The 17,754-nt window shown below is 70.7% G+C and carries 11 protein-coding genes; 8 read left to right on the top strand and 3 right to left on the bottom strand.

The features are described 5' to 3' along the window. Positions 1-130 precede the first annotated feature (130 nt). Both OTB16_RS29005 and OTB16_RS29000 read left to right on the top strand, forming a co-directional pair. Positions 131-1,702, top strand: a complete 1,572-nt coding sequence (locus OTB16_RS29005) for an RNA polymerase sigma factor (protein ID WP_267723824.1) — start codon at positions 131-133, stop codon at positions 1,700-1,702. Between the two features lie 97 nt (positions 1,703-1,799). After that, a complete protein-coding gene (locus OTB16_RS29000; protein ID WP_267723822.1) occupies positions 1,800-2,735 on the top strand; it encodes a serine protease in 936 nt (311 codons plus the stop codon). A 212-nt stretch (positions 2,736-2,947) separates the two neighbouring features. Here the strand turns inward: OTB16_RS29000 and OTB16_RS28995 are convergent, their stop codons facing one another. Beyond that, positions 2,948-3,184, bottom strand: coding sequence for a DUF7455 domain-containing protein (locus tag OTB16_RS28995; RefSeq protein ID WP_267723820.1), 237 nt, complete (start codon positions 3,182-3,184; stop codon positions 2,948-2,950). Between the two features lie 447 nt (positions 3,185-3,631). On the opposite strand from OTB16_RS28995, the gene OTB16_RS28990 reads away from it, so the two are divergent. The 3 genes from OTB16_RS28990 (at position 3,632) to OTB16_RS28980 (ending at position 7,995) form a co-directional block, all read left to right on the top strand. Further along, complete coding sequence (locus OTB16_RS28990) at positions 3,632-5,752, top strand: DNA gyrase/topoisomerase IV subunit B (RefSeq protein ID WP_267723819.1); 2,121 nt, start codon at positions 3,632-3,634, stop codon at positions 5,750-5,752. Positions 5,753-5,920: 168 nt separating this feature from the next. Continuing rightward, entirely contained in the window at positions 5,921-6,406 is a 486-nt protein-coding gene (locus tag OTB16_RS28985) for a DUF485 domain-containing protein (protein WP_267723817.1), read from the top strand. Next, the gene (locus OTB16_RS28980; protein WP_267723815.1) at positions 6,403-7,995 is read left to right on the top strand and encodes a solute symporter family protein; all 1,593 of its coding nucleotides are present in this window, start codon (positions 6,403-6,405) and stop codon (positions 7,993-7,995) included. The genes OTB16_RS28985 and OTB16_RS28980 overlap by 4 nt, the downstream gene beginning before the upstream one ends. Positions 7,996-8,101: 106 nt before the next feature. Here the strand turns inward: OTB16_RS28980 and OTB16_RS28975 are convergent, their stop codons facing one another. Both OTB16_RS28975 and OTB16_RS28970 read right to left on the bottom strand, forming a co-directional pair. Continuing rightward, complete coding sequence (locus OTB16_RS28975; protein ID WP_267723813.1) at positions 8,102-8,809, bottom strand: response regulator; 708 nt, start codon at positions 8,807-8,809, stop codon at positions 8,102-8,104. Beyond that, positions 8,806-10,419: a sensor histidine kinase gene (locus tag OTB16_RS28970; RefSeq protein ID WP_267723812.1), complete on the bottom strand. Its 1,614-nt coding sequence runs from the start codon at positions 10,417-10,419 to the stop codon at positions 8,806-8,808. The genes OTB16_RS28975 and OTB16_RS28970 overlap by 4 nt, the downstream gene beginning before the upstream one ends. A 216-nt stretch (positions 10,420-10,635) precedes the next feature. Between OTB16_RS28970 and OTB16_RS28965 the strand changes: the two genes are divergently transcribed. From OTB16_RS28965 to OTB16_RS28955, 3 genes are all read left to right on the top strand, one after another. Continuing rightward, positions 10,636-14,922, top strand: coding sequence for a galactose-binding domain-containing protein (locus OTB16_RS28965; protein WP_267723810.1), 4,287 nt, complete (start codon positions 10,636-10,638; stop codon positions 14,920-14,922). Positions 14,923-15,101: 179 nt separating this feature from the next. Beyond that, complete coding sequence (locus tag OTB16_RS28960) at positions 15,102-16,112, top strand: LacI family DNA-binding transcriptional regulator (RefSeq protein ID WP_267723808.1); 1,011 nt, start codon at positions 15,102-15,104, stop codon at positions 16,110-16,112. 204 nt (positions 16,113-16,316) lie between these two features. Next, a complete protein-coding gene (locus OTB16_RS28955; protein ID WP_267723807.1) occupies positions 16,317-17,714 on the top strand; it encodes an ABC transporter substrate-binding protein in 1,398 nt (465 codons plus the stop codon). The last annotated feature ends 40 nt before the right edge of the window (positions 17,715-17,754 follow it).

Genomic DNA, 17,754 nt, shown 5'->3' with positions numbered 1-17,754 from the left:
TGGGGTGCTGCGAAGCTCCCCGGCCCCTGCCCGCGCCGCCGGCCCATCCCCAGTCGGTGGTCGTCGGCTCCGGTCCAGCACCACCAGGCCCGGGGTCGGAAGCCGTTTCCATCGTTCCGAGAGGTTGTTCGTGTCGGCCAGCACATCCCGTACGCTCCCGTCGGAGATCGCCGATTCCGAGTCTGTGATGGCGCTCATCGAGCGGGGCAAGGCCGAGGGGCAGATCGCCGGCGATGACGTGCGTCGGGCCTTCGAGGCTGACCAGATTCCTGCGACCCAGTGGAAGAATGTTCTGCGCAGCCTCAACCAGATCCTCGAGGAAGAGGGTGTGACGCTGATGGTCAGTGCCGCGGAGTCGCCCAAGCGCACCACCCGCAAGAGCGTCGCAGCGAAGACTCCGGCCAAGCGGACGGCGACCAGGACCGTCGCGGCGAAGACGACGGCGGCGCAGTCCACCGCGACGGCCGCAGCACCGGCGGCCGCCACGACGGACCCGGACACCGCGGACGCGGTGGCGGAGGAGACCGGAACCGAGCCCGCCGCCAAGAAGACGGCGGCGAAGAAGGCCACGGCCAAGAAGGCCGCACCCGCCAGGAAGACCGCTGCCAAGAAGACGGCGGCGAAGAAGACCGCGTCCAAGAAGGACTCCGACGACGGCGAGGAGTCCTCGGAAGAGAATCCCGAGGCCGCCAAGGGCGAGTCCGACGAAGAGGAGGAGGGCGGGGAGAACAAGGGCTTCGTCATCTCCGACGACGAGGACGACGCCCCCGCCCAGCAGGTCGTGGTCGCCGGCGCGACGGCCGACCCGGTCAAGGACTACCTCAAGCAGATCGGCAAGGTGCCGCTCCTCAACGCCGAGCAGGAGGTGGAGCTCGCCAAGCGGATCGAGGCGGGCCTGTTCGGCGAGGACAAGCTGGCGAACTCCGACAAGCTGGCCCCCAAGCTCAAGCGCGAGCTGGAGATCATCGCCGAGGACGGCCGCCGCGCGAAGAACCACCTGCTGGAGGCCAACCTCCGCCTCGTGGTCTCCCTCGCCAAGCGCTACACCGGCCGCGGCATGCTCTTCCTGGACCTGATCCAGGAGGGAAACCTGGGTCTGATCCGCGCCGTGGAGAAGTTCGACTACACCAAGGGCTACAAGTTCTCCACGTACGCCACGTGGTGGATCCGGCAGGCGATCACCCGGGCCATGGCCGACCAGGCCCGCACCATCCGTATCCCGGTGCACATGGTCGAGGTCATCAACAAGCTCGCCCGCGTGCAGCGCCAGATGCTCCAGGACCTGGGCCGCGAGCCCACCCCGGAGGAGCTGGCCAAGGAACTCGACATGACCCCCGAGAAGGTCATCGAGGTCCAGAAGTACGGCCGCGAGCCCATCTCCCTGCACACGCCGCTCGGCGAGGACGGCGACAGCGAGTTCGGCGACCTGATCGAGGACTCCGAGGCGGTCGTCCCGGCCGACGCCGTGAGCTTCACGCTCCTGCAGGAGCAGCTGCACTCCGTGCTGGACACCCTGAGCGAGCGCGAGGCCGGTGTGGTCTCCATGCGCTTCGGCCTCACCGACGGCCAGCCCAAAACCCTCGACGAGATCGGCAAGGTCTACGGGGTCACGCGCGAGCGGATCCGCCAGATCGAGTCCAAGACGATGTCGAAGCTGCGCCACCCCTCCCGTTCCCAGGTGCTGCGCGACTACCTGGACTGAGCGGCGGGGACCGGTCGCCGGTGGCCGCGCGGGTGCGCACGGCCACCGGGCATCCCACTCTGGGTGGAGTCATGCACACTCGGAGTCAGGAGGCCTCATGCGTCGTCCCTTTGCCCGCGCTCTGGCGGGCGCGCTGACCTTGGCGGCGGGCGCGGCCGCGGCGCCGCTGGCCCAGGCACCGCGGGCGGCCGCCGACAGCGTGGTGATCGGCGGAAAGCCGGTGAAGGTCGCCGACAGCCCCTGGGTCGTGGCCCTCGCCAGCCGTGACCGGTTCGGGGGTACGCGGGGCGGGCAGTTCTGCGGGGGCGTCATCGTGGCCCCGGCGAAGGTGCTGACGGCGGCCCACTGCCTGGGCCGCGAGGTGCTGGGCGGCCCCGTCGAGTCCGTCGCGGACCTCCGGGTCGTCGCCGGGCGCACCGAGCTTCGGGCGGCCGACGGCCGCGAGATCGCGGTGCGCGGCGCCAAGGTGAACCCCGCCTACGATCCCGCCAGCAACGCCGGGGACCTCGCCGTACTGGACCTCGCCGAGGCGGTGCCGGCCCACTACGTGCTCCCGATGGCCGGAACGGGGCACCCCGCCTACGAGCCCGGCACCGAGGCGGCCGTGTACGGGTGGGGCGACACCAGCGGCTTCGGTGACTACGCGTACGGGCTCCGGGCGGCGCGGGTGACCGTACTGGCGGACGAGGTCTGCGGGCGGGCCTACCCGGGGGACGCCGACGGGCAGTACCGGGCGGAGTCCATGGTGTGCGCGGGGGACGGGCAGGGCGGCAAGGACGCCTGCCAGGGGGACAGCGGAGGCCCGCTGGTGGCCGGTGGGCGGCTCATCGGGCTGGTGTCGTGGGGGCGGGGCTGCGGGCGCGCAGACAGCCCGGGGGTGTACACGCGGATCGCGCCGCTGACCGACTTCGTGACGGGCTCGGAGAGCGGCTCGCGGCGGGCCGGTGACCGAGAGGGCGCGCGGGAGGCCGGGAGGCCCTCCGAGGGGGCTGTGGGGGTCGCACGGGGGCACGCCGCAGCGGGGGGCGAGTAGGCGGACGCCGGGGGCACCGGTCGGGCCTCCGTCCAAGACGCCCGGCGTCGCCGGCGGAGCCGGGGGACACACCGACGAGGGGCGCGCCGTCAGGCACGCCCCTCGTCCGATTCGGGGCATGAGGACGGGCGCCATCCCCGGGTCACAGGGGTGACGCCCGTCGACCGGCCTGGCCGGTCCTGGCTCGTCGGATGCGAGGTGTAGGCCTTGTGTCAGCGGTCCTCGGGTTCGGCGGCAGCCGCTGCCGGAGCGGACGTGAGCCGCTCGGTCTCATCCTGTATTTCCGCGGCGATCTTCTTGAGTTCCGGCTCGAACTTGCGACCGTGGTGGGCGCAGAAGAGCAGTTCACCGCCGCTCAGCAGGACGACGCGCAGATATGCCTGGGCGCCGCAACGGTCGCATCGGTCAGCGGCCGTCAGCGGGGTCGCGGGTGTCAGAACAGTAGTCACGTCGCCTCTTCTCTAGCTCGACGAGCTGTCGTACCAGGGTCAACATCCAACCAGGCCGAAAACGTTCCCGCTCGCGGCTTTTCCTCGAAACTTCCTTCCGAAGCTGGCCGGCTGTTGCCGGTTGGCGGCGAAGGAGCCGTATTGCGTTGCTTTACGGTTTCGCGTTGTCAGTCGTTGGCTTCTTGCAGTTCCATCCTCCCCGGCGTGAGTGCCAGGTTGTTCATGAGGACGTGCCCGAACACTAAATGGTTCATGCCTGGAAGGGAACGTGATGTTTGCTTCACCCTCACGGGGGATCGAACATCCGTGCGGATCTGCACTAGGCTGAGCGGCTCGCGAGGGTGGCGTTACATCGGCTCTACCAGGCCTCGGTACCCTTCGACCGGCAAGCAAGCCACCCCTGTGCCCGGCCGGGCCAGAAAAGAAATTCAGCGAGGAGCGAACTGCGTGACCGCCGACATGTCCGTGCCTTCCAGCGCGCTGCTGTCCGGAGCAGACCGGGACGGTTCCAACTACACCGCGCGGCACCTGCTCGTCCTCGAAGGGCTGGAGGCCGTCCGCAAGCGCCCCGGCATGTATATCGGGTCCACCGACAGCCGGGGCCTCATGCACTGCCTGTGGGAGATCATCGACAATTCCGTTGACGAGGCCCTGGGCGGCTACTGCGACCACATCGAGGTCATCCTCCACGAGGACGCCTCCGTGGAGGTCCGGGACAACGGCCGCGGCATCCCCGTGGACGTCGAGCCCAAGACGGGCCTGTCCGGCATCGAGGTCGTCATGACCAAGCTGCACGCCGGCGGCAAGTTCGGAGGCGGCTCGTACGCGGCCTCCGGCGGCCTGCACGGCGTCGGCGCCTCCGTGGTCAACGCCCTCTCCGCCCGCCTGGACGTCGAGGTCGACCGCAACAGCGCGACGCACGCCATCAGCTTCCGCCGCGGCGTCCCCGGGATGTTCACCGAGCAGGGCCCCGACAGCCCCTTCGACCCCGCCAACGGCCTGCGCAAGGCCAAGCGGGTCCCCAAGGGCCGCACCGGAACCCGGGTCCGCTACTGGGCCGACCGGCAGATCTTCCTCAAGGACGCCCGGCTCAACCTGGAGACGCTCTACCAGCGCGCCCGCCAGACCGCCTTCCTCGTCCCGGGCCTGACCCTGGTCGTGCGCGACGAGCGGGGCCTCGAGGGCTCCGGCAAGACGGAGGAGACCTTCCGCTTCGACGGGGGGATCAGCGAGTTCTGCGAGTACCTCGCCCAGGACAAGGCCGTCTGTGACGTGCTGCGCCTCACCGGCACCGGCTCCTTCAAGGAGACCGTGCCGGTCCTGGACGACCGCGGCCACATGACCCCCGCCGAGGTCACCCGCGAACTCGGGGTGGACATCGCTCTGCGCTGGGGCACGGGGTACGAGACCAACGTCAAGTCCTTCGTGAACATCATCGCCACCCCCAAGGGCGGCACCCACATGTCCGGCTTCGAGCGCTCGGTCGCCAAGACCGTGAACGAGGTGCTGCGCTCCGCGAAGCTGCTGCGCGTGGCCGAGGACGACGTGGTCAAGGACGACGCGATGGAGGGCATGACGGCCGTCGTCACCGTCCGCCTCGCCGAGCCGCAGTTCGAGGGCCAGACCAAGGAGGTGCTCGGCACCTCCGCGGCCGCCCGGATCGTCGCCGCCGTGGTGGCCAAGGAGCTCAAGGCCTTCCTGACCTCCACCAAGCGTGACGACAAGCAGCAGGCGCGCTCCGTGATGGAGAAGATCGTCGCGGCCGCCCGCACCCGGATCGCGGCCCGCCAGCACAAGGAGGCCCAGCGCCGCAAGACCGCGCTGGAGTCCTCGTCGCTCCCCGCCAAGCTGGCCGACTGCCGCAGCGACGACGTGGAGCGCAGCGAGCTCTTCATCGTCGAGGGCGACTCCGCCCTGGGCACCGCCAAACTGGCGCGGAACTCCGAGTTCCAGGCGCTCCTGCCCATCCGCGGCAAGATCCTCAACGTCCAGAAGTCGTCGGTCTCGGACATGCTCAAGAACACCGAGTGCGGGGCGATCATCCAGGTCATAGGAGCCGGCTCGGGCCGGACCTTCGACATCGACGCCGCCCGCTACGGGAAGATCGTCCTGCTCGTCGACGCCGATGTCGACGGCGCGCACATCCGCTGCCTGCTGCTCACGCTCTTCCAGCGCTACATGCGGCCGATGGTCCAGGCGGGCCGGGTCTTCGCGGCCGTGCCGCCGCTGCACCGGATCGAGCTGGTCCAGCCGAAGAAGGGCCAGGACAAGTACGTCTACACGTACTCGGACAACGAGCTGCGCCAGACCCTGCTCGAGTACCAGCGCAAGAACATCCGGTACAAGGACTCGATCCAGCGCTACAAGGGCCTCGGCGAGATGGACGCGGACCAGCTGGCGGAGACCACCATGGACCCCCGCTTCCGCACCCTGCGCCGGATCAACATCGGCGACCTGGACGGGGCCGAGCAGGTCTTCGACCTGCTCATGGGCAACGAGGTGGCCCCGCGCAAGGAGTTCATCACCAGCTCCGCGGCGACGCTGGACCGCTCGCGCATCGACGCCTGACCGGGCGCCCGGCGCCGGACACCGGCACGCGCGAAGCCACGGCACACCGGCGCTCTTCACTCCATCACCTGAAGGAGTGAAGAGCGCCGGGACACCAGTCCGGAAAGCGGCCATTGAGCACATCCTTGTGGGCACGCGGCCAATGCGGCGGCGGACAAGGAGAGTTCGGTGGACAAGCACGCAGGTCGCGATGCCGGAACGATCCGGCTGGACGACCCCTGGTACGACGCGCTGGCCGTCGGCTGGGGTGAGGGTGAGGAAACGTCCCCGCCGAGCCCGGCCCCCGGAGGCCGGCCCGCGCCCGGCGCGTCCGACATCTACCTCGAAGTGCAGCGGAGCGCCGCCTTCCAGGAAGTCCGCAGCCGCTACCGCGGGTTCGTCGTCCCCGCGACCGCCGGCTTCTTCCTCTGGTACGTGGCCTACGTGGTCGCCGCCACCGCGGCGCCCGGCCTCATGGCCCGGCCCGTGGTCGGCGCCGTCAACGTGGCCATGCTGGCGGGGCTCGGACAGTTTCTCAGCACCTTCCTGCTGACCTGGGCGTACGCCCGGCACGCGCGGCTGCGCCGGGACCGGGCCGCCCTCGACCTGCGCTGGACCGTCTTCGAGCAGGAGCGCGGCCAGGAACGGAGCCGGGCGAGGGGGAGCGGCCGGTGACCACCGAGCACCAGACCCTCGCGCTGATCCTCTTCAGCGTCTTCATCGCCGTCACCCTGGGCATCACCACCTGGGTCAGCCGGAACCGGCACGGTTCGCCGGAGGAGTTCTACGCGGGCGGGCGCCTGTTCTCGCCCATGGAGAACGGTTTCGCCATCGCGGGGGACTACATGTCCGCCGCCTCCTTCCTCGGCATCTCCGGACTGATCGCCCTCTTCGGTTACGACGGCCTGCTGTACTCGGTGGGCTTCCTCGTCGCCTGGCTGGTGGTGCTCTTCCTGGTCGCCGAACTCGTCCGCAACTGCGGCCGCTTCACCCTCGCCGACGTGGTCGCCGCCCGGATGAGCGAGCGGCCGGTGCGGATCGCGGCCGGCACCTCCTCGGTCGTCGTCTCGGTGCTCTACCTCATCGCGCAGATGGTCGGCGCGGGCAGCCTGGTCGGCCTGCTGCTCGGCAGTTCGAGCGCCGCCGCCCGCACGCTGACCGTGATCGGGGTCGGCGCGCTGATGGTCGTCTACGTGTCCTTCGGCGGGATGCGGGCCACCACCTGGATCCAGATCGTCAAGGCCGTGCTGCTGATGGGCGGGGCGATCACCCTGACCGTGCTCGTACTGCTCCGCTTCCACGGGAACTTCGACCAGCTGCTCACCAGCGCCGCCGACCGCAGCGGGCACGGGGCGCGCTTCCTGGGACCGGGCCTGAAGTACGGCGGGGACTGGACCGCCCGCATCGACTTCATGAGCCTCGGACTCGCGCTGGTCCTCGGGACCGCCGGGCTGCCGCACATCCTGTCGCGCTTCTACACCGTGCCCACGGCGCGCGCGGCCCGCCGGTCGGTGGTCTGGGCGATCGGGCTCATCGGCGGCTTCTACCTGATGACCATCGTGCTCGGCTTCGGGGCCGCCGCTCTGGTGGGCCCCGACGCGGTGCGGGCCTCCAACGCCTCCGGGAACACGGCCGTGCCGCTGCTCGCCGCCTTCCTCGGCGGGGGCGCCGGTTCCACCGGGGGCGCGGTGCTCTTCGCCTTCGTGGCCGCCATCGCCTTCGCCACCATCCTCGCCGTGGTCGCGGGGATCACCCTGGCCTCGTCGGCGTCCGTCGCCCACGACCTGTACGCATCCCTCAAGCGCCGGCACGCCCGGCAGCGCAGCGAGGTGGCCGTGGCCCGGGCCGCCGCCGTCGGGATCGGGGCGGTGGCGATCGCCCTCGGGCTGCTCGCCCAGGACCTGAACGTGGCCTTCCTGGTGGGGCTGGCCTTCGCGGTGGCCGCGTCGGCCAACCTGCCGGTGCTGCTGTACTCGCTGTTCTGGCGCGGATTCACGACGCGGGGGGCCGTCTGGTCGGTGTACGGCGGGCTCGTTCCGGCGGTCCTGCTGGTCCTGGTCTCGCCGGTGGTGTCCGGCAGCCCGGAGTCGCTCTTCCCAGGGGTGGACTTCCAGCTCTTCCCGCTCCAGAACCCCGGGATCGTCTCGATCCCCCTGGGCTTCCTGGCGGGCTGGCTGGGCACCGTCACGTCGGGCGAGGAGCCCGACGAGAGGAAGCACGCGGAGACCGAGGTCCGCTCCCTGACCGGAGCCGGGGCGGTCTGAGCGGGGCTGGTGCTCCCAGCCCGGCGGGCCGGATGCTCCGAGCTGGGCGGTAGGGGCTGAGCGCTCCGAGCTGGGCGCTCCGGGCCGGGCGGGCCGCCGGGTTTGCTCAGGCGCCCTCCGAGGGGAGCCAGGTGTAGCGGTGTTCGGGGCGGCCGGTCTCTCCGTAGCGCAGGGCCAGGGTGACCCGGCCCGCGCGGTCGAGGAGCTTCAGGTACCGCTGGGCGGTCTGGCGGCTGATGCCCGCGCGGTCGGCGATCTGCTGGGTGGACAGGGGGCCGTCGGCGGAGCGGAGCACCCGGCGGACCAGGTCCGCGGTGGTGGGGGAGTGGCCCTTGGGGAGCTCGTTGGCCGAACCGGCGGCGGCCAGGGCGCCGAAGATCCGGTCCACCTCCGACTGCTCGGCCTCGCCCCCGGTCTCCAGGGCGCGGCGCAGTGCCCCGTACGCCTCCAGCCGGCCGCGCAGGCCGGCGAAGGTGAACGGCTTGACCAGGTACTGGAGCGCGCCGAGGCGCATCGCGGCCTGGACGGTCACCAGGTCCCGGGCCGCGGTGACCATGATCACGTCGGTGCCGTGGCCGCGTTCGCGCAGGCGGCGCACCAGGTCGAGGCCGTTCTCGTCGGGGAGGTAGTGGTCGAGGAGGATCAGGTCCACCCGGTGCGAGGCGAGGAAGTCGAGGGCCTCGGCGGCGCAATGGGCTTGCGCGGCCACGCGGAAGCCGGGGACCTTCGCCACGTACGCGGCATTGATGCGGGCGACGCGCACGTCGTCGTCGACGACCAGCACGTCCAGGACGCCTCTCGTGGTCCCGTTCACCGCAGGGCCTCCGGGAGCACGACGGAGAACTCGGTCCCGCCGTCCGCCGCTTCGCCGGCCCGGGCGCTGCCGCCCTGCCGCTCCGCGAGGCGGCGTACGAGGGCGAGGCCCAGCCCGCGCTCGCGGTGGGCCTTGGGCTGCTTGGTCGACCAGCCCTCGGTGAAGATCTCCTCGCGGCGCGCGGCGGGAACGCCGGGGCCGCTGTCGCGCACCCGCAGCACGGCGGTCCGGCCCTCGGCGCGCAGCTCGACCTCGACCAGCGGCTCCGGTGAACCGGCGGCGGCGTCCAGGGCGTTGTCGACGAGGTTGCCGACGATGGTGACGAGGCCGCCCGGGTCGGCCAGCCGGTCGGGCAGGAGGGTGGCCGCGGCCAGCCGCAGGGGGACGCCGCGCTCCGCCGCCACGGTCGCCTTGCCCACCAGGAGGGCGGCCAGCAGCGGGTCGTGCACCTTCTCGGTGACTTGTTCGGCGGTGGTCCGGTGCACCCCGGCGACCTCCGTCACGAACTCCACGGCCTCCTCGTGCAGGCCCAGCTCCAGCAGGCCGAGGAGGGTGTGGAGGCGGTTGGCGTGCTCGTGGTCCTGGGCGCGCAGGGCGTCGATCAGGCCCCGGGTGGAGTCGAGCTCGCGCCCCAGGTGCTCCAGTTCGGTGCGGTCGCGCAGCGTGGCGACGGCGCCGCCGTCCTCGGTGGGCATCCGGTTGGCGACCAGGACCCGCGGACCCTGGACGGCGAGCAGGTCCCGGCCGGTGACCCGGCCGGAGAGGACGTCGGCGGTTCGGCCCGTGCCGAGCACGTCGTCGAGCGGGCGTCCGGCCAGGGAGTCGGCGGAGTCGGGGGCGAGGCCCAGCAGGCGTGCGGCCTCGTCGTTGACCAGCCTGACCCGGCCGTGCCGGTCGAGGGCGATCACACCCTCGCGGATGGAGTGCAGCATCGCCTCGCGCTCAGCGAGGAGCCCGGCGATGTCGGAGAAGGCCAGGTTCCGGGTCTGCCGGTGGATCCTGCGGGACAGCAGGAAGGCGGCGAGGGCACCCGCGGCCAGGGCGCCGCCCGCGTAGGCGAGCAGGCCGGGTATGGCGCCGAGCAGCCGGTCGCGGACGCTGTCGTAGGCGATGCCGACCGAGACGGCGCCGACGATCTCGCCGTCCGCGGCGACGAGCGGCACCTTGCCGCGGGCGGAGCGGCCCAGGGTGCCGTCGTCGATCTCCATGACCTCGCGGCCCGCCAGGGCGTCCGCGGGGTCGGTGGAGACGGGCAGCCCGATCCGCTCGGCGCTGGGGTGCGAGCGGCGGATGCCGTCCAGTCCGAGGACGACCACGTACTCGGCACCGGTCGCCCGGCGGATCCGTTCGGCGGCGGACTGCACCGGGCCGTCCGCCGACACCTCGGAGCCGAGGAGGTCGGCGGCCAGCGACGGATCGGCCGCCGCGCTCTGCGCGATGGCCAGCGCGCGCCGCATGGCCTGGTCGTCGAGCTGGGCGCTGAGCGGGGCGAGGAACAGTCCGGTGGCCAGCACGACGACCCCGCCGGCGATGGCCAGCTGGGTCAGCAGGATCTGGGAGACGGCCCGTCTGGGCAGCCCGAGGCGCCGAGCGCTGAGGAGGAACCGCATGAGGACCAACGGTAGGTCGGCTCGGGCGTAAGCGGAATTTCCATGGTGCACGCAAATCGCTTGCGTGATTTGCGCCCAGCTTGCGCAAGAGATGAAGGCATGAAAGTGCGGTCACAGCAGTAGACGAGTCAGCAAAGCTCTGCAACTCTCGCACCGCACGACGCAAATTCCTATCTCACCTGGTTCAGAAAACTCATGCCCGAGGGACGAGGACATATGAGAAGGCTCAATTGGAGATGGCGGGCCCTGGCCGCCGTCATCAGCACGGCCCTGTTGATGATGGGCTGGCCCGCCCTGACCGCCGCGGCCGCCGGCGGTCCGAGCATCGCCGCGGGCCGCCCCGCGGCCGCGAGCAGTACCAACGGCGCCTATACGGCCGCCAACGTCACCGACGGCAACCAGTCGACGTACTGGGAGAGCGCGGGCGGCACCCTTCCGCAATGGGTGCAGACCGATCTGGGCTCCACCACCCGCGTCGACCAGGTGGTGCTCCGACTGCCCGCCGCCTGGGAGAGCCGTAGCCAGACCCTGTCCGTCCAGGGCAGCGCCGACGGCACCGGCTTCAGCACCCTGGTGAACTCGGCCTCCTACACCTTCGGCCAGGGCAGCGGGAACACGGTGACCATCACCTTCCCCGGCGCCCAGACCCGCTACGTACGGATCAACATCACCGCCAACACGGGCTGGCAGGCCGCTCAGCTCTCCGAGCTGGAGGTACGCGCCCCCGGTGACTCCTCCGCGAACCTGGCCCTCGGCAAGACCCTGACCGCCAGCAGCAACACCCAGGCCTACGTAGCGGCCAACGCCAACGACGGCAACACCGACAGCTACTGGGAAAGCGTCAACAACGCCCTGCCCCAGTGGATCCAGGCCGACCTCGGGTCCTCCGTACGCGTCGACCGCGTGGTCCTGCGGCTGCCCGAAGGCTGGGGCGCCCGCACCCAGACCCTGAAGATCCAGGGCAGCGCCAACGGCTCGGACTTCACCGACCTCACCGCCGCCAAGGCCTACGACTTCGCCCCGGCCGGCGGCAACGCGGTCTCCGTCACCTTCGACGCCGCGACGACCCGGTACCTCCGCGTGCTGATCTCGCTCAACTCCGTCCAGCCCGGCGGCCAGCTCTCCGAGCTGGAGATCTACGGTCCGCAGACCGGGGACACCCAGGCCCCGACCGCGCCGTCCGGTCTCGCCCTGACCGAGCCCGCCACCGGCCAGGTCAGGCTGACCTGGCAGGCGTCCACCGACAACGTCGGCGTCACCGGCTACGAGGTGTACGCGAACAACCAGCTGCGCACGAGTGTCGCGGGCGGTGCCACCACCTTCATCGACACCCAGCCGGCGAGCGCCACCGTCACCTACTTCGTCCGAGCCAAGGACGCCGCGGGCAACCGGTCGCCGAACAGCGACAGCGTCACCCGCACCGGCGACACCGGGGACACCCAGGCCCCGACCGCGCCGTCCGGTCTCGCCCTGACCGAGCCCGCCACCGGCCAGGTCAGGCTGACCTGGCAGGCGTCCACCGACAACGTCGGCGTCACCGGCTACGAGGTGTACGCGAACAACCAGCTGCGCACGAGTGTCGCGGGCGGTGCCACCACCTTCACCGACACCCAGCCGGCGAGCGCCACCGTCACCTACTTCGTCCGAGCCAAGGACGCCGCGGGCAACCGCTCGGGGGACAGCAACCCCGTCACCCGCAACGGCTCCGGGGGCGGCGGCTCCAACCTGGCCGTCGGCAGGCCGATCGCCGGATCCTCCGTGATCCACACCTTCGCCGCGGAGAACGCCAACGACAACAGCACCGCCACCTACTGGGAGGGCGCGGCCGGCGCCTACCCGAGCACCCTGACGGTCAAGCTCGGCGCCAACGCCGACACCGACCGCGTCGTCCTCAAACTCAACCCGGACAGCTCCTGGGGCGCGCGCACCCAGAACATCCAGGTCCTCGGCCGCGAACAGAGCGCCCAGGCCGTCACGAGCCTGGTCGCCGCCAAGGACTACGCCTTCAACCCCGCGTCCGGGAACACCGTCACCATCCCGCTGACCGCCCGCGTCGCGGACGTCCAGCTGCGCTTCACCTCCAACACCGGCTCCTCCAACGGGCAGATCGCGGAGTTCCAGGTCATCGGCGTCCCGGCGCCCAATCCCGACCTGGTGGTCACCGCGCTGAGCGCGGCTCCGGCCGCTCCCGTCGAGTCGGACGCCGTCACGCTCTCCGCGACCGTCAAGAACGCCGGTCCGGCTCCGGCCGTCGCCACCGCCGTCACCTTCCAGCTCGGCGGCACGAAGGCCGGTACCGCCGCCGTTCCCGCGCTCGCCGCGGGTGCGTCGGCTACCGTCACCGCCGCCATCGGCCCGCGGGACGCCGGTACGTACCCGCTGAGCGCGGTCGTCGACGAGGCGAACACGATCGTCGAGCAGAACGACACGAACAACACCTTCACCGGGGCGCCGCTGGTGGTCCGACCGGTCGACAGCTCCGACCTGGTCGCCTCGGCCGTGACCTGGTCGCCGAGCGCCCCCTCCGCGGGCCAGCCGGTGAACTTCTCCGTCACCGTCCGCAACCAGGGCACCGTCGCGGCCGCCGCCGGGACGCACGAGGTCACCCTCACCCTGCAGGACGCGGGCGGCGCCACGATCCGTACGCTCACGGGCTCCTTCAGCGGCGCCCTCGCCGCCGGAGCCTCCACCGCCCCGATCGCGCTCGGCAGCTGGCCGGCGGCGAACGGCAAGTACACCGTGAGGACGGTCCTCGCCGCGGACGCCAACGAGCTGCCGGTCAAGCGCGGCAACAACACCTCCACCAAGCCGTTCTTCGTGGGCCGGGGGGCGAACATGCCCTTCGACATGTACGAGGCCGAGGACGGCGTCGTCGGCGGCGGAGCCGGTGTGGTCGGTCCCAACCGGACCATCGGCGACATCGCGGGTGAGGCCTCGGGCCGCAAGGCGGTCAGCCTCGACGCGACCGGCGAGTACGTGGAGTTCACCACCCGGGCCGCCACGAACACCCTGGTCACGCGGTTCTCCATCCCGGACGCGCCGGGCGGCGGGGGCATCGACTCCACGATCAACGTCTACGTCAACGGCGTCCTCAAGAAGACCCTGCCGCTGACCTCCAAGTACGCCTGGCTCTACGGGGCCGAGGCGTCCCCGGGCGACTCGCCCGGCTCCGGCGCCCCGCGTCACATCTACGACGAGGCCAACATCCTGCTGGGCGAGACCGTCCCCCAGGGCAGCAGGATCCGTCTCCAGAAGGACGCGTCCAACACCTCCGTCTACGCGATCGACTTCGTGAGCCTGGAGCAGGCCACCGCGCTCCCCAACCCGGACCCGGCGACCTACACCGTGCCGGCCGGCCTGACCCACCAGGACGTGCAGAACGCCCTGGACAGGGTCCGGATGGACACCACCGGCAAGCTCGTCGGCGTCTACCTGCCGCCCGGCGACTACCAGACGGCCAGCAAGTTCCAGGTGTACGGCAAGGCCGTGCAGGTGGCGGGCGCCGGACCGTGGTTCACCCGCTTCCACGCCCCCTCGTCCCAGGGCAACACCGACATCGGCTGGCGCGCCGAGGGCACGGCGAAGGGCTCGTCCTTCTCGGGCTTCGCCTACTTCGGAAACTACACGTCGCGCATCGACGGCCCGGGCAAGGTCTTCGACTTCGCCAACGTCTCCGACATCACCATCGACAACATCTGGAACGAGCACATGGTGTGTCTGTACTGGGGCGCCAACACCGACCGGATCACCATCAAGAACTCCCGGATCCGCAACATGTTCGCCGACGGCATCAACATGACCAACGGCAGCACGGACAACCTCGTGACCAACAACGAGGCGCGGGCCACCGGCGACGACAGCTTCGCGCTGTTCTCCGCGATCGACGCGGGCGGCGCGGACATGAAGAACAACGTCTACGAGAACCTGACCACGATCCTGACCTGGCGCGCGGCGGGCGTCGCCGTCTACGGCGGCTTCAACAACACCTTCCGCAACATCCACATCGCCGACACCCTCGTCTATTCGGGCATCACCATCAGCTCGCTGGACTTCGGGTATCCGATGAACGGGTTCGGGACGGATCCGACGACCTTCGAGAACATCTCGATCGTCCGGTCGGGCGGCCACTTCTGGGGCGGCCAGACCTTCCCCGGCATCTGGGTCTTCTCGGCCTCCAAGGTGTTCCAGGGCATCCGGATCAACAACGTCGACATCGTCGACCCGACGTACAGCGGGATCATGTTCCAGACGCAGTACGTGGGAGGACAGCCGGTCAACCCGATCAAGGACACCGTTCTGAGGGACATCACCGTCACCGGCGCGAAGAAGAGCGGTGACGCCTTCGACGCCAAGTCCGGCTTCGGCCTCTGGGCGAACGAGATGCCCGAGGCGGGGCAGGGTCCCGCGGTCGGAGAGGTCACCTTCCACAACCTGCGGATGAACGACAACGCGGTGGACGTACGGAACACCACGTCCACGTTCAGGATCAATCAGCTGCCGTAGCCGTGCGGTAGCCGTGCGGCGGGCGGGGCGCCCCTGTGGGCGCCCCGCTTCCGCTTCCGCGGCTTCTTCCGGCTTCGGCGGGTACCGGGCCCGACCCCTTCCGGGTCGGGCCCGCATGCGTCAAACTGGTCGTAATCGAACTGCAAGGAACTTGCATTCCTTGCGCTACTCTTGCGTTCATGACGCGACGACTTGCTCAAGTGGCGAAGAAGGTGGGAGTCAGCGAGGCGACGGTCAGCCGGGTGCTCAACGGCAAGCCGGGCGTTTCGGAGGCGACCCGACAGTCCGTGCTCACCGCCCTCGACGTCCTCGGCTACGAGCGCCCCACCCAGCTGCGCGGCGAGCGGGCCCGGCTGGTCGGGCTGGTCCTGCCCGAGCTGCAGAACCCCATCTTCCCGGCCTTCGCCGAGGTCATCGGCGGCGCCCTGGCCCAGCAGGGCCTGACGCCGGTGCTGTGCACCCAGACCACCGGCGGGGTGTCCGAGGCCGACTACGTCGAACTGCTGCTCCAGCAGCAGGTGTCCGGCGTCGTCTTCGCCGGAGGCCTCTTCGCGCAGGCCGACGCCCCGCACGAGCACTACCGGCTGCTGTCGGAGCGCAAGGTTCCGGTGGTGTTGATCAACGCCTCCATCGACGACCTCGGGTTCCCGTGCGTGGCCTGTGACGACGCGGTCGCGGTCGAGCAGGCCTGGCGCCACCTGGCCTCCCTCGGGCACGAGCGGATCGGCCTGGTGCTGGGGCCGCCCGATCACATGCCCTCGCTGCGCAAGCTGGTCGCCGCCCAGGCGGTGGTCGCCGCCGCCGGCGCCGAGCTGCCCGCCGCCCACGTGGAGCGGACTCTGTTCTCACTGGAGGGCGGCCACGCGGCCGCCTCCCGGCTGCTGGACCGCGGGGTCACCGGCATCATCTGCGCGAGCGACCCGCTGGCCCTGGGGGCCATACGGGCCGCCCGCCGCCGGGGGCTGGACGTGCCCCGGGAGGTCTCCGTGGTGGGGTACGACGACTCGGCGTTCATGAACTGCACCGAGCCGCCCCTGACCACCGTCCGGCAGCCCATCGAGGCCATGGGCCGGGCCGCGGTCGAACTGCTCACCGCGCAGATCCAGGGGGCCGCCGTCCAGCCCGGCGAGCTGCTCTTCGAGCCGGAGCTGGTGGTCCGCGGCTCCACCGCGCAGGCTCCGCGCGCGTAGGGCCCGTACGGCCCGCATGTGAAGCGACCAGGGCTTCGGAACGTCCATCGGACGTTCCGAAGCCCTTTTTGCGTCCGGTGTCCGACGTTCTACTGTCAATGACTTACCAAATCTGCGCGCGATATTGCGTTCATCTGTGGGTGGTGGTTGAGTGTGCCGCGCTCGCCCCCACGCCTCCTGCCCGATGCTCGAAGGGGTCCACCGATGAGAACCAACGTCCGCCGCAACGTCGCGGCCGCCCTCGCCTCCGCGCTCGCCGTCACCGCCCTCGCGGCCTGCGGTACGAGCAGCAGCGGCGACGACAAGCCCCAGGCCAGCGGGAGTTCCACCGACGCCGCCACCCCGCTCGACCCGAAGGCCAAGGTCACCATCTCCATCGACTGCATGCCGCCCGCGGCCAAGGCGGCCGAGCTCAAGGAGTGGAAGGAGGACGTGGCGGAGTTCAACAAGACCTATCCGAACGTCACCATCGAAGGCCGTTCCACTCCCGGCCAGTGCCTGGAGCCCCCGCGCTTCACCGCGATGCTCAAGGCCAAGTCCCAGCCGGACGTCTTCTACGCCTACTTCACCGACCTCCAGCAGGTGCTGGACAACGACGGTGCGCAGGACGTCTCCGCGTACGTCACGCCCGCCTCGGTCCCGGCACTCGGCGACATCGACAAGAGCGTGATGGACGTCCTCAGGCGCGACGGCAAGCTCTACGGCGTCCCCACCAGCAACTACACCATGGGCCTGCTGGTCAACCGCAAGCTCTTCCAGCAGGCGGGCCTCAACCCCGACAACCCGCCGCGCACCTGGGAGGAGGTCCGGGCGGCCGCCAAGAAGATCGCGGCCCTCGGCAACGGCGTCGCGGGCTTCGGCGAGTACAGCGTCGAGAACACCGGCGGCTGGCACTACACGGCCACCATGTACGGCCTCGGCGGCGACATCGTCGGCCCCGACGGCAAGGCGGCCTTCAACAACGCCACGGGCCGGCAGATCGTCGACAACCTCCGCGCCATGCGCTGGGAGGACGACAGCATGGGCAAGACCCAGCTGCTCAAGTGGGGCGACCTCCAGAAGCAGATGGCCTCGGACAAGCTCGGCATGTTCCTCGCCGCGCCCGACGACATCACGTACATGGTCCAGCAGCTGGGAGCCAAGTACGAGAACTTCGGCATGGGCCCCATCCCCGGCGGCGCGGCCACCCTGGCCGGCGGCAACGGCTACATGTTCAAGAAGGGCAGCTCGCCCGACCAGATCAAGGCAGCCGTCGCCTGGCTGAACTTCAAGACCCTCACGATCGGCAAGGGTCAGTTCCAGTACGACCGCAGCAAGGCCGACGGCCTGCCGGTCGGCCTGCCCCAGCCCGCCTTCTTCACCGGCGCGGGCAAGGCCAAGGACGACGAACTGAAGGCGGCGAGCGCCACCATGCCGGTCGCCAACTTCAAGCCCTTCCTGGACAACCCGGTGCCCGGCAAGCCGGAGCCGGTCAAGGCGCAGGAGGTCTACAAGGTCCTCGACAAGGTGATGTCGGGCGTCCTCACCAACAAGGACGCCGACCCCGCCCAACTCCTCGGTGAGGCCGAGAAGTCGGTCAACCAGGTACTGGGGAACCAGTAGCGGCCCGGGTGGGCCCGGCGGTGAGCCTCCCCGCCCCCCG

This window comes from Streptomyces antarcticus (genome assembly GCF_026627255.1).
In the GTDB taxonomy this organism is placed as follows: Bacteria; Actinomycetota; Actinomycetes; order Streptomycetales; family Streptomycetaceae; genus Streptomyces; species Streptomyces antarcticus.
Note: the sequence above shows the minus strand (reverse complement) of the source record. Positions and strands in the feature narration are given on the sequence as shown.

Coding starts and splice junctions, on each gene's coding strand:
- OTB16_RS29000 (WP_267723822.1), top strand. CDS start 1,800: ATGCGTCGTCCCTTTGCCCGCGCTCTGGCGGGCGCGCTGACCTTGGCG.
- OTB16_RS28955 (WP_267723807.1), top strand. CDS start 16,317: ATGAGAACCAACGTCCGCCGCAACGTCGCGGCCGCCCTCGCCTCCGCG.
- OTB16_RS28960 (WP_267723808.1), top strand. CDS start 15,102: ATGACGCGACGACTTGCTCAAGTGGCGAAGAAGGTGGGAGTCAGCGAG.
- OTB16_RS28965 (WP_267723810.1), top strand. CDS start 10,636: ATGAGAAGGCTCAATTGGAGATGGCGGGCCCTGGCCGCCGTCATCAGC.
- OTB16_RS28970 (WP_267723812.1), bottom strand. CDS start 10,419: ATGCGGTTCCTCCTCAGCGCTCGGCGCCTCGGGCTGCCCAGACGGGCC.